The sequence below is a fragment of the Neoroseomonas rubea genome (assembly GCF_016106015.1).
Lineage (GTDB): Bacteria > Pseudomonadota > Alphaproteobacteria > Acetobacterales > Acetobacteraceae > Neoroseomonas > Neoroseomonas rubea.
Genome location: NZ_JACADQ010000120.1, coordinates 1 through 11,053 on the forward strand (window position 1 = coordinate 1; position 11,053 = coordinate 11,053).

At 70.3% G+C, this 11,053-nt stretch carries 11 protein-coding genes and 1 riboswitch; of the genes, 6 read left to right on the forward strand and 5 right to left on the reverse strand.

The window, feature by feature from the left end; translation table 11 throughout:
• Positions 1-437, forward strand: a 437-nt coding sequence (locus HW577_RS12975) for a sulfurtransferase (protein WP_269769542.1), incomplete at its 5' end; no start/stop codon positions are given.
• A 69-nt stretch (positions 438-506) separates the two neighbouring features.
• The gene (locus tag HW577_RS12980) at positions 507-929 is read left to right on the forward strand and encodes a CBS domain-containing protein (RefSeq protein WP_198376558.1); all 423 of its coding nucleotides are present in this window, start codon (positions 507-509) and stop codon (positions 927-929) included.
• A gap of 122 nt (positions 930-1,051) precedes the next feature.
• Here the strand turns inward: HW577_RS12980 and HW577_RS12985 are convergent, their stop codons facing one another.
• From HW577_RS12985 to HW577_RS12995, 3 genes are read right to left on the reverse strand one after another with little or no spacing between them, the layout of a single operon-like run.
• Positions 1,052-2,128: an amino acid ABC transporter permease gene (locus tag HW577_RS12985; RefSeq protein ID WP_198376559.1), complete on the reverse strand. Its 1,077-nt coding sequence runs from the start codon at positions 2,126-2,128 to the stop codon at positions 1,052-1,054.
• Positions 2,129-2,132: 4 nt separating this feature from the next.
• Entirely contained in the window at positions 2,133-3,329 is a 1,197-nt protein-coding gene (locus HW577_RS12990) for an amino acid ABC transporter permease (protein WP_332837670.1), read from the reverse strand.
• Positions 3,330-3,348: 19 nt separating this feature from the next.
• Positions 3,349-4,380 carry an amino acid ABC transporter substrate-binding protein gene (locus HW577_RS12995; RefSeq protein WP_332837671.1) on the reverse strand — a complete coding sequence of 344 codons (1,032 nt, stop codon included), beginning with the start codon at positions 4,378-4,380 and terminating at the stop codon, positions 3,349-3,351.
• 222 nt (positions 4,381-4,602) lie between these two features.
• Here HW577_RS12995 and HW577_RS13000 point away from each other — a divergent pair, with 222 nt between their 5' ends.
• The 4 genes from HW577_RS13000 (at position 4,603) to HW577_RS13015 (ending at position 9,963) form a co-directional block, all read left to right on the forward strand.
• The gene (locus HW577_RS13000) at positions 4,603-5,820 is read left to right on the forward strand and encodes a CaiB/BaiF CoA transferase family protein (RefSeq protein ID WP_198376561.1); all 1,218 of its coding nucleotides are present in this window, start codon (positions 4,603-4,605) and stop codon (positions 5,818-5,820) included.
• Complete coding sequence (locus HW577_RS13005) at positions 5,817-6,620, forward strand: enoyl-CoA hydratase (protein WP_198376562.1); 804 nt, start codon at positions 5,817-5,819, stop codon at positions 6,618-6,620. The genes HW577_RS13000 and HW577_RS13005 overlap by 4 nt, the downstream gene beginning before the upstream one ends.
• Positions 6,621-6,932: 312 nt before the next feature.
• Positions 6,933-7,574: an exopolysaccharide biosynthesis protein gene (locus HW577_RS13010; protein ID WP_198376567.1), complete on the forward strand. Its 642-nt coding sequence runs from the start codon at positions 6,933-6,935 to the stop codon at positions 7,572-7,574.
• A gap of 37 nt (positions 7,575-7,611) precedes the next feature.
• Positions 7,612-7,830: riboswitch (cobalamin riboswitch) on the forward strand.
• 150 nt (positions 7,831-7,980) lie between these two features.
• Positions 7,981-9,963 carry a TonB-dependent receptor domain-containing protein gene (locus tag HW577_RS13015; protein WP_198376563.1) on the forward strand — a complete coding sequence of 661 codons (1,983 nt, stop codon included), beginning with the start codon at positions 7,981-7,983 and terminating at the stop codon, positions 9,961-9,963.
• 141 nt (positions 9,964-10,104) lie between these two features.
• Here the strand turns inward: HW577_RS13015 and HW577_RS13020 are convergent, their stop codons facing one another.
• Complete coding sequence (locus tag HW577_RS13020) at positions 10,105-10,659, reverse strand: cob(I)yrinic acid a,c-diamide adenosyltransferase (RefSeq protein WP_198376564.1); 555 nt, start codon at positions 10,657-10,659, stop codon at positions 10,105-10,107.
• A gap of 62 nt (positions 10,660-10,721) precedes the next feature.
• A partial coding sequence (locus tag HW577_RS13025; protein ID WP_198376565.1) for a TonB family protein occupies positions 10,722-11,053 on the reverse strand: 332 nt, incomplete at its 5' end.

Sequence of the window (11,053 nt, forward strand, 5' to 3'; positions counted from 1 at the left end):
CGGCGCCGCGGCCAGTCCCCGCCGCGCGGCCCTTCGCGCCGCGGCCGCGGCCGGAGGCGATCGCGGACCGGGCGGAGGTGCTGGCGGCGATCGGCGACCCGCGCGCCGTGGTGGTGAACGCGCTGTCGCGCGAGCAGCATGAGGGCACGGGCGGCCTCACCTACCACCGCCCCGGCCGCATCTCGGGCAGCCGCAACCTGCCCGCGGGGCTTCTGGGCGATGCCAAGCTGCCGGCCGAGGCGGTCGCGGCGCTGGCGGCGGAAGCCGGGATCGCGCCGGGGCAGCGCGTCATCGCCTATTGCGGCGGCGGGATCGCGGCCTCGAACCTCGCCTTCAACCTGCTGCGGGCGGGCTTTGCCGACCTCGCGGTCTATGACGGCAGCCTGGACGAATGGGGCCGCGACCCCGCCCTGCCGATGGAGACCGGGCCCGGCTGATTGCGCTGGGTCAAGATGGCTCACGCGTTCGGGGGGTATGTGACGGTTCCAAGACGGAGGGAACGGGACATGCCCCAGCGCACGCTCGGTGAGATCGTCCGCGACCAGAAGCCGCTGATGCTCCGCGCGGACGCGACGGTGGCGCAGGCCGCGGCCGCCATGCATGCCCGCCGCGTCGGTGCGGTGCTGGTCACCGATGCCGATGGCCATCTCCTCGGCATCTTCACCGGGCGCGACGCGGTGCGGTTGCTGGCCGAGGGGCTGGACGCGAAGGCGACCGCCGTGTCCGCCGTGATGACCCGCAATCCCACCACGCTCGGCCCGCGCGCCACCGCGATGGACGCGCTGCTGACGCTGGCCGATTGTGGCTTCCGCCACCTGCCCATCGTCGAGGGCGGCAAGGTGAAGGGGATCGTCTCCCGCTACGATTTCCGGGCGCAGGAACACGCCCGGATGGATGACGAGACGGGGTTCATGGAGGCGATGCGCTAGAGCAGGGTCCGGTCGGGTGGAACCGCTGTGCGGTTCCGCCGACCGGACATAAGCTGCTCTAGATCTTATGTTTTCTTGAGCAAGAAATCCGACCGGATGATTCCATCTGGTCGGATATTGCTCTAGCGCTGCCCCGGCCGGAACGTCGTCTCCAGCCGCTGGCTGTAGCGGCTCATGGCGAAGCACAGCACGAAGTAGACGGTGGCGGCGAAGACATAGGCCTCGGTCGGGAAGCCGAGCCAGTTCGGATCGCCAAGCGCGGCGCGGAGCGTCGTGAAGAAGTCGAAGACGCCGATCACCACCACCAGCGTGGTGTCCTTGAACAGGCCGATGAAGGTGTTGACCTGCGATGGGATGGTGATGGCGAGCGCCTGGGGCAGGATCACGAGCCGCATCTTCTTCGCATAGGACAGGCCGAGCGCGTCCGCCGCTTCGTACTGCCCGCGCGGCATGGCCTGCAGCCCGCCGCGCACGACTTCCGCCATGTAGGCCGCGGTGAACAGCGTATAGGCCACCAGCACGCGTGCGAGGCGGTCGAGCGTGACGCCTTCGGGCAGGAACAGCGGCAGCATGATCGCCGCCATGAACAGCAGGCTGATCAGCGGCACGCCGCGCACGCATTCGATGATGGCGGTCGAGAACCAGCGCACGAGCGGAAGTTCCGACCGCCGGCCGAGTGCGAGCATGATCGCCAGCGGATAGCCCAGCGCCAGCCCATAGACGGCGATGATGCCGGTGATGGTCAGCCCGCCCCATTGCCGCGTCGCGACCGCAGGCAGGCCGAAGACGCCGCCGGCCATCAGCACGAGCATCGCCGGCGCGGCCACAAGCCACGCCAGCATCAGCCAGCGGTTCCAGAAGCGGCGCTGGCAGGAGGCAAGCACCATCGCGACCAGGATCGCGATCATCGTGCCGGGCCGCCAGCGTTCCTCATAGGGGTAGAGGCCGAAGATCGAGAACCAGAACTTCTCCCGCACGAAGGCCCAGCAGGCACCGCCCGCCTCCCGGCACGCGGCGGCATTGCCGGACCAGGTGGCGTCCAGCACGGCCCAGCGCAGCAGCGGCGGCACGACGGCCACGAGCAGCGCGAGGCAGGCGAGCGTGATCGCGATGTTCAGCGGCCCGCTGAAGCAGGCGCGCAGGAAGCCCCGCGCAAGCTCCGCGAAGGTCGGGCCGGCCGGGGCGAGGGTCGCGCTCATGGCTTCAGCGCTCCTTCAGCGCGACCGCGCGGTTGTAGAGGTTCATCAGCAGCGAGGTGACGAGGCTGAGGGCGAGGTAGACCGCCATGAAGATCGAGATGACCTCGATCGCCTGGCCCGTCTGGTTGATCGAGGTGTTGGAGATCGAGACCAGGTCCGGATAGCCGATGACCACGGCCAGCGAGGAATTCTTCGTCAGGTTCAGGTACTGGCTGGTCATCGGCGGGATGATGACGCGCAGCGCCTGCGGCAGGATGACGAGGCGCATCTTCTGCCCCTGCGTCAGGCCCAGCGCCGCGGCCGCTTCCGACTGCCCCTTGTGCACCGCCTGGATGCCGGACCGCACGATCTCGGCGACGAAGGCCGAGGTGTAGACGACGAGGCCGACCAGCAGGGCGAAGAATTCGGGACTGAGCGCGAGCCCGCCCTCGAAGTTGAAGCCGGCGAGTTCCGGCCATTCGACGCGCGGCGCGCCGATCGCCGCCATGCTCAGCGCCGGCAGGCCGAGCAGCAGGGCAAGGCCCGGCAGCACGGTCGGTCGCCTTTGCCCGGTCGCGACCTGGCGCGCCCTTTCGCGCCGCAGCAGCAGCCACCAGCCGAGCGCGCCCGCGGCGAGCGCGCCCATCATCCAGAACAGCGCCGGCTCCGCCATCAGCCCGGGGATCTTCACGCCACGCTGGGAGAGGAAGACGCCCGGCAGCGGGTTCAGCGCCTGCCGCACCGAGGGCAGTTGCAGCATCAGAGCGTGCCAGAACACCAGCTGCAGCACGAGCGGCGTGTTGCGGATGACCTCGATGTAGCCGCCCGTCAGCGCGCGCAGCAGCGGGTTCGAGGAGAGCCGCGCGAGCCCGAGCGCCACGCCCAGCACCGTGCAGAGCAGGATGCCTACGATCGCGACGCGCAGCGTGTTGAGGAAGCCCACCGTCAGCGCCCGCGCATAGGTGTCCGCGGGCGTGTAGGGGATCATGTGCTCGCCGATCGGGATGCCGGCGGAGCGGTCGAGGAAGCCGAAGCCGAAGGACAGACCGCGCGCGGCCATGTTGCGCTCGGCATTGCCGACGAGCCACCAGCCGAGCGCCACGACGGCGACGAGCAGCCCCGCCTGCCAGAGCAAGCCGCGGAGCGATATGCCCTGCGGCAGGAAGGGGACGGCGGATCGGCCCGCCCTCCCCGCGCCGATGGCCGGCGCGGATGGTGCCACGCCGGCCATCGCGCCGGCCTCAGCGCGCCGGAGGCGCGTAGAGGAGGCCGCCGCGGGTCCAGATGTTGTTCATCCCGCGCTCAAGCCCGAGCGGCGTGTTCGTGCCGAGGTGGCGCTCGAAGATCTCGCCGTAGTTGCCGAAGGTGCGGATGATGGTGCGCGCGTAGTCGGCCCGCGCGGCGCCGATGCTCTCGCCCATGTTGCCCTCGACGCCGAGCAGGCGGCGGATCACCGGGTTCGTGGCGGATGCGGCGATCTGTTCGACATTCGCCTGGGTGATGCCCATCTCCTCGGCATCGATCAGGGCGAAGGTCGTCCAGGCGACGATGTTGGTCAGTTCCTCATCGCCCTGGCGGATCGTGACGGCCAGCGGCTCCTTCGACAGGCGCTCGGGCAGGATCACGTGGTCGGCCGGACGGGTCAGCAGGGTGCGCTGGGCGGCGAGCGCGGCGAAGTCGTTGGTGAAGACGTCGCAGCGGCCGCTGTCATAGGCGCGGCGAATCTCGTCGAGGTCGGCGATGACCACCGGCGTGAAGCGCAGGTTGTTGGCGCGGAAGAAGTCCGCGATGTTGAGCTCGGTCGTGGTGCCCGGCTGGACGCAGACCGTCGCACCGTTCAACTGCCGCGCGCTGGTCACGTTCAGGCGGCGCGGCACCATGATCGCCTGGCCGTCATAGAAGGTGATCGCGGGGAAGTTGAAGCGGTTGACGGCGCTGTCGCGCGTCAGCGTCCAGGTCGTGTTGTTCGACAGCACATCCACTTCGCCCGAAGACAGGGCCGGGAAGCGGCTCTGCGTCGTGACCGGAACGAACTCGACCTTCGTCGGGTCGTTGAAGATCGTGATCGCGATGGCGCGGCAGATCTCGACGTTGAAGCCCTGCCAGCGGCCCTGGCTGTCGGGGACGCCGAAGCCGGGGTTGGAGGGCCCCTGCACGCCGCAGCGCAGCGTGCCGCGCTGCTTGATCTGGTCCAGGTCGCGGCCGGCCTCGGCGGCGACGGGCGCGAACGCGATCATGGCCGCCGCTGCCGCGGCGATGCCCTTCCACATCATGTCTCTACCTCGTCTCCCAGGGGCGCCGGTTGAACCCGGCCCTGCCCACTGGCGCCATCTGCCGTTTCGTCATCAGCATTACAAGGGGGTTACGGAACCCCCATGCGGGGCGCACGACCGACCTGCCCGCCCGATGGGCACGCACCCTGCTTCCCGCCGACTAGTCGGGCATCGGGGCCCGCCCTACTCTGCGTCTCAAATCCGCACCGGAGACCAAGACACATGCCGGAAAGCCCGATCGACCCCCGCCTCGCCGCCGAGGTTCGCCTGCCGCTCGCGGGCATCCGCGTGCTGGACCTGACGCTCGCCCGAGCCGGCCCGACCTGCGTCCGGCACCTGGCCGACTGGGGGGCCGAGGTCATCCGCATCGAGCCGCCGAAGTTCAACGACGGCCTGGGCGGCGCGCGGGAGGGCTACGACTTCCAGAACCTGCACCGCAACAAGCGCTCCATCGCCCTCGACCTGAAGACCGAGGACGGCAAGGCCGCCTTCTTCAAGCTCGCCGCGACGGCCGACGTGCTGGTCGAGAACATGCGGGTGAAGGTCAAGCACCGCCTCGGCATCGGGCCGGACGCGGTGCGCGCGGTGAATCCGCGCCTCGTCTATGCATCCATCTCTGGCTTCGGCCAGACCGGCCCTTATTCCGAGCGCGCCGGCGTGGACCAGATCGCCCAGGGCATGGGCGGGATGATGACGATCACGGGCGAACCGGGCCGCGGCCCGATGCGCGCGGGCATCCCCTTCGTGGATCTCACCGCCGGGAACCTGCTCGCGCTCGCCGTCATGATGGCGCTGTTCGAGCGCGAGAAGACCGGCCAGGGCCGCTGGGTGCACACCTCGCTGCTGGAAAGCATGGTCTTCATGCTCGACCTGCAGGCGGCGCGCTACCTGATGGACGGGGAAGTCCCCGGCCAGGCGGGCAACGACCATCCGGTCAACATCCCGATGGGCGCCTTCGAGACCGCCGACAAGCCGGTCAACATCGCCGCCTCCAGCCCCAAGATGTGGGCGCAGTTCGCCGAAGCCCTCGGCCATCCGGAATGGCTCGAGGTCGAGGAATGGAAGACCGCGCGCGGCCGGTCCGACAACCGCAAGGCGGTCAATGCCGCCATCACCGCGGTGATGAAGCAGAAGCCGTCCGACTACTGGATCGACCTGCTGGAGCGCATCGGCATCCCCTGCGGGCCGATCAACAAGGTGGACCAGGTCTTCGCCGACCCGCAGGTGCAGCACCTGCGCATGGCGATGCCGATCCACATCCCCGACCGCGGCGACACGCACCTGGTCTCGACCGCCATCAACATGGAGGGGATCGAGAGCGACGTACGCCTGATCCCGCCCCGCCTCGGCGAGCATTCGGCCGAGATCCTGCGCGAGACAGGGTACAGCGAGGAGGAGATCGCGCGTCTCCGCGGCCTCGGCGTGATCGGCGAGGCATGAGCACGATGGAATTCGCGGAAGGCAAGATCCTCGCCGAGATCACGGACGGCGTCGGGCGCATCACCTTCAACCAGCCCGAAAAGCGCAACGCCATGTCGGTGACGATGTGGGCCGGCATGGGCGAGGCGCTCGACATCTTCGAGAAGGACGCGGCCGTGCGCTGCGTCGTCCTCACGGGCGCGGGCGACAAGGCCTTCGTCTCGGGCGCCGACATCAGCCAGTTCGACAAGCTGCGCTCGGACGCCGACGCGCAGAAGGAATACAGCCGGCAGACGGCGGGCGGGCGTCTGCGCCTGGCCACCTTCCCCAAGCCCGTGATCGCGGAAATCCGCGGCTTCTGCATGGGCGGCGGCCTCGGCATCGCCATGTCCTGCGACATCCGCATCGCGGCGGAAGGCAGCCAGTTCGGCATCCCGGCGGCGAAGCTCGGCATCGCCTACGGCTTCGACATGGTGCGCCACCTGGTCGACCTGGTGGGTCCGGCAAATGCCCACATGATCCTGATGACGGGCGAGCGCTTCGACGCGAAGGAAGCCGAGCGCGTCGGGCTGATCAACAAGGTCGTGCCGGCGGAAGCCCTGGCCGGCGAGGTCGCGGCGCTGACCGCCACGCTGGCGCGCAACGCGCCGCTCTCCCTCTACGCCAACAAGCGCACGGTGCAGGCGGTGCTGGCCGACCGGGCGGACCGCGACATCGCGGCGCTGAACGCCGCCATGGCCGCCTGCTTCGACAGCGCGGACTACAAGGAAGGCCGCCGCGCCTTCCTCGAGAAGCGCAAGCCGGCTTTCACGGGCCGCTGAGGGGGCAGGCGGCGCCGGGCAGGCCTTGTTCCTCCATGCCCGGCGCGCGCCAGCCGCGCAACCGATCGGCGGAATCCGTTCCGCGCTTCGGCCGATCGGGCATAAGCTGTTCATTATCCGACGTTTTCCGGCGCAGGCATCCAGATCTGGTGATTTCGCCGGATCGGATATTGCGGTACACGGCGCGGGTGGAGGCGGCCCGGACAGAGGCGGCCCCGCGATCGGGGGCACAGGGGCTTCGTTCGGAGTGACCATGGATCGAAGGGTGCGGGGGCTTCCCGCGGCGCCGCTGGGGCGGCCGGCGTGAACGAGATGGCCGGCCAGCACGCGCCCGAGCCGGACGCGCATGCCGTCGCACCGATCTCCCGCCTCGTCGCGGAAGTGGCGGCGCAATGCCCGGGCGAGCGCATCACCCTCGGCGAGATGGCCGAATCCTTCGGCGACCGCGCCTTCGGCCTGCTGATCCTGCTGCTGTGCCTGCCCGGGCTGCTGCCAGGCATGGCGAGCGTGTTCGGCACGCCCATGCTCATCCTCGGCGTGCAGATGGGCCTGGGGTTCCGCAAGCCGAAACTGCCGGGCTTCATCGCGCGGCAGTCACTCAAGCGCACCGACCTGCTGCGGCTGACGCCCGGTTCCTCGACCCGCGTCTCCCGCGCCATCGCCAGGATCGAGCGCTGGGTGCGCCCGCGGCCCGGGCCTTTCGCCGGACCGCTCGCCGACAAGGCGGTGGGGTGGCTCACCGCGTACGCCGCGTTGATGCTGATCCTGCCAGGGCCGGGCACGAACGGCCCGCCGGCCTTCGGGACCATCGTCATGGCGCTCGGGCTCGTGGAGAACGACAGCAAGGTAGTGGGGCTCGGCATCGTGCTGACGCTGCTAGGCAACATCTTCGCAACCGTCGTGCTCGCCGCGCTGCTATGGTTCGGGATCGAGGCGCTGGGCTACGTGATGTGACCGCGCACGGTCTGGACGTGCGCGAATTGTCACCCTAGCCTGACACCCATGCGCCGGTGGCCCGAAAGGGCTGAAACGGGAATGCGCGACGTGGTGCCCAACACCGCCAATCCGCGGCTGCCCCCGCAACTGTAGGCGACGAGTCCGGTCCCACACGCCATTGCGCCGCCGGGTGCGAGAAGGCGGGACCGGCGGAGGCGGCGAAAGCCCCCTTCCCGTCGCGAGCCAGGAGACCGGCCGGCGCAGAGTTGTCTCGCGCGTGCCGGGCGGGGTGCACCGGCGCAACGGACCCAGGACCGCGCCCGAACGGCGCGGCGCCTCCGTCATGCGAGCACGACGCAAGCCCGTCGCGCGGCCGCAAGGCCACGCGGCGAAACGCGAACGTGCAACACGGAGGGATTCCCGGATGCGAAACCGGATCCTCGCCTCGCTTCTCCTTGCCCCGATCGCGCCCGCATGGGCGCAGACGGCCCCCACCCAACCCGACATGGTCGTCACCGCGACCCGCATCCCGACGCCGGCCGAGCGCATTCCCGCCGCGACCACGGTGATCGACCGCCGCGACATCGAGGACCGCGGCTACGTCACCCTCGCCGACGCGCTCGCCGCCGTACCGGGCTTCCGCCTGGTGCAGGCGGGCGGCCCGGGCCAGCAGGCATCCGGCTTCGTGCGCGGCACCAATTCCCGCCACGTGCTGGTGCTGCGCGACGGCGTGCCGGTGAACGAACCCTCAGAACCGAACGGCGCCTTCAACTTCGGCAACGAGCTGCTGGGCGATGTGGAACGCATCGAGGTGGTGCGCGGCCCCGTCTCGGCCATCTATGGCACGGCGGCGATCGGCGGCGTGGTCAACCTCATCACCCGCCGCGCACCAGCAGACCGCGCCTTCGCGCCCTATGGCGAGATCGCCGGCGGCACGCAGCGCACGCTACGCGGCTATGCCGGCGCCGGCGGCACGATCGGCGGCTTCGACTACGGCCTCACCGGCCAGTCGCTCTCGACCGAAGGGTCGAACGCGACCGCGCCGCGCATCACGACCAATCGCGGTGAACGCGACGGGCTGCGCGCCGCGGCCATGACCGCCCGCGCCGGCGTCACGATCGGGGAGACGACGCCCGACGCCGTCATCGGCGCGACCCGGATCGAAGGGCTGCTGCGCTGGCGGGAGAACACGCTCGGCCTCGACGACATCCCGCGCGACGACCCGAACTACACCGGCCAGGACCGGTCCTGGTTCGGCTACATCCGCAGCCAGACCGCGCTCGCCGGCGGCGCCTGGACGACCGGGCTGCGCCTTTCGGCCAGCGAGGACCGGCGGCGCTACGTGAACCTGCCCGATGCGGACAACCGCTTCGGCCGCGCCGACGACCTCTATATCGGCGAACGGCGCGGCATCGCCTGGGACAATACGCTGCGCCTGCCCAGCGGCGGCATCCTGACCGATGCCAGCCTGACATTCGGCGGCGGCTGGGATCGCGAGAGCGCGGAGAGCGCCGCCGGCTCACCGTCCTTCCGCACTACGGTCGATGCGCGGCAGACCAGCGGCTACGGCTACATCGGCGCGCAGGCGCGGTTCTTCGAGCGGCTCGACGTGACCGCCGCACTCCGCTTCGATGCGCCGGAGGAATTCGGCACGGAGACCACCTGGCGGCTCGGCGCGGTGCTCGCGGTGCCGGAGATCTCCTCGCGCATCCGCGCCTCGGCCGGTACCGCATTCAAGGCGCCGTCGCTGTACCAGCGCTTCGGCGTCATCGGCACGTTCTTCCGAGGCAACCCAAACCTGGAAGCCGAGCGCGCCTTCTCCTGGGAAGCGGGGATCGAGACCGATATCGGGCGCTATGCCACCATCTCGGCGCTCTATTTCGACAGCCGCGTGACCGACCTGATCAACTTCGACGCCACCTTCTCGACACTGGAGAACGTCGATCGCGCGCGCATCCGCGGCGGCGAGTTCGCACTCACGCTCCGCCCGGCCGACTGGTTCGAGATGACCGGCGGCTGGACGGTGACGGAGGCGCGCGACACGACGAACGACACGCCGCTCGCCCGCCGCCCGCGCAACGTGGCGAGCCTGAACGCGCGCATCGCGCCGGAGGTCGGCTGGTTCGGCGTGCCGCGCTCGCGGCTCGTGATCGCGCCGGAGGTGCTGTATGTCGGCGCCTCCCCCGAAGGCGCCTTCGCGCGCTACAGGAACGACGGCACGTCGATCCCGACCGCGGGGAAGAATCCGGATGGATGGCTGTTCAACCTGACGGCGTCGCTGCCCGTGACGACGAACCTCACGGCGTTCGTGGAGGTGCGGAATCTCGGCAATACGCGCTACGAGCCGGCGAATGCTTTCGTCGTGCCGGGGCGGAGCGCGATCGTGGGGATGCGCGGGGTGTTCTGAAAAAGGGCGGGGGGAGAAGGGAACATCTCCCCCCGGACCCCCCTCAACGTTTTCTGTCTGTTGGAGACTGACCTCCGGGGTGAGTGCCCAGAAGACAAGGAAGGTTGGGGGGCACGGGGGGAAGTTCCCTTCCCCCCGCCTTCACCGCGTCGCCCCAGGGACCCACAGCACGTCATCCCCGGCGTTCAGCCGCCGCGACAGCACGAACAGGTGATCCGACAGCCGGTTCAGGTAGCGGATCACCGCCGGGTTCACCTCCTCCTCCGCCGCCAGCGCCACGGCGAGCCGCTCCGCCCGCCGCACGATGGTGCGCGCGAGATGCGCATGCGCGGCCGCCGGCGTGCCGCCCGGAAGCACGAAGGAGCGCAGCGAGGGCAGCGCCGCGTTCATCTCGGCGACCTCCTCCTCGAGCCGCAAGGACTGCGCATCTGTCACGCGCAGCCGCGCGCCCGCTTCCCCGGGCACGCAGAGATCTGCGCCGATGTCGAACATCTCGTTCTGGATGCGCGCGAGCATGGCATCCGCCTGCGCATCCTCGCGCGTGTGCAGGCGAACAAGGCCGAGCGCGGCATTCGCCTCGTCCACCGTGCCATAGGCCTCGACGCGCAACGCATCCTTGCGCACGCGGCGCCCGTCGCCGAGCGAGGTTTCCCCCCCGTCGCCGCCGCGCGTCGTGATGACGTCGAGCTTCACCATGCGGATCGGTCCTTCGCGTGCATCGTTGCGTTATGGCGCCGCGCGCCATGCCCGCAAGGGCCTCAGCGCCGATCGCCCTCGGTCAGGCGAAAATGGACGGCGGTGGCGAGCGTTGCCGGCACGGGCAGCCCGGCCTGTGTCGCCGGACGGAAGCGCCAGCGCCGCGCCGCGGCGATCGCCGCGGCATCGAGCGCCGGATGGCCGGAGGAGGCCGCGACGTTCGCCTCGGCGACGCGCCCATCCGCGCCGATGGCGAGGGAGAGCCGCACCACCCCCTCCTCCCCGCGCCGGCGGCTGTCCGCGGGATATTCGGGCGGCGCGTTGCGGTGACCCTCCGCCGCACCCGGCGGCACCACCGCGCCGATCGCGCGGGCGCCGGCCGACGGGTCGGGCA

Coding starts and splice junctions, on each gene's coding strand:
- HW577_RS12980 (WP_198376558.1), top strand. CDS start 507: ATGCCCCAGCGCACGCTCGGTGAGATCGTCCGCGACCAGAAGCCGCTG.
- HW577_RS12985 (WP_198376559.1), bottom strand. CDS start 2,128: ATGAGCGCGACCCTCGCCCCGGCCGGCCCGACCTTCGCGGAGCTTGCG.
- HW577_RS12995 (WP_332837671.1), bottom strand. CDS start 4,380: ATGATGTGGAAGGGCATCGCCGCGGCAGCGGCGGCCATGATCGCGTTC.
- HW577_RS13000 (WP_198376561.1), top strand. CDS start 4,603: ATGCCGGAAAGCCCGATCGACCCCCGCCTCGCCGCCGAGGTTCGCCTG.
- HW577_RS13005 (WP_198376562.1), top strand. CDS start 5,817: ATGAGCACGATGGAATTCGCGGAAGGCAAGATCCTCGCCGAGATCACG.
- HW577_RS13010 (WP_198376567.1), top strand. CDS start 6,933: ATGGCCGGCCAGCACGCGCCCGAGCCGGACGCGCATGCCGTCGCACCG.
- HW577_RS13015 (WP_198376563.1), top strand. CDS start 7,981: ATGCGAAACCGGATCCTCGCCTCGCTTCTCCTTGCCCCGATCGCGCCC.
- HW577_RS13020 (WP_198376564.1), bottom strand. CDS start 10,659: ATGGTGAAGCTCGACGTCATCACGACGCGCGGCGGCGACGGGGGGGAA.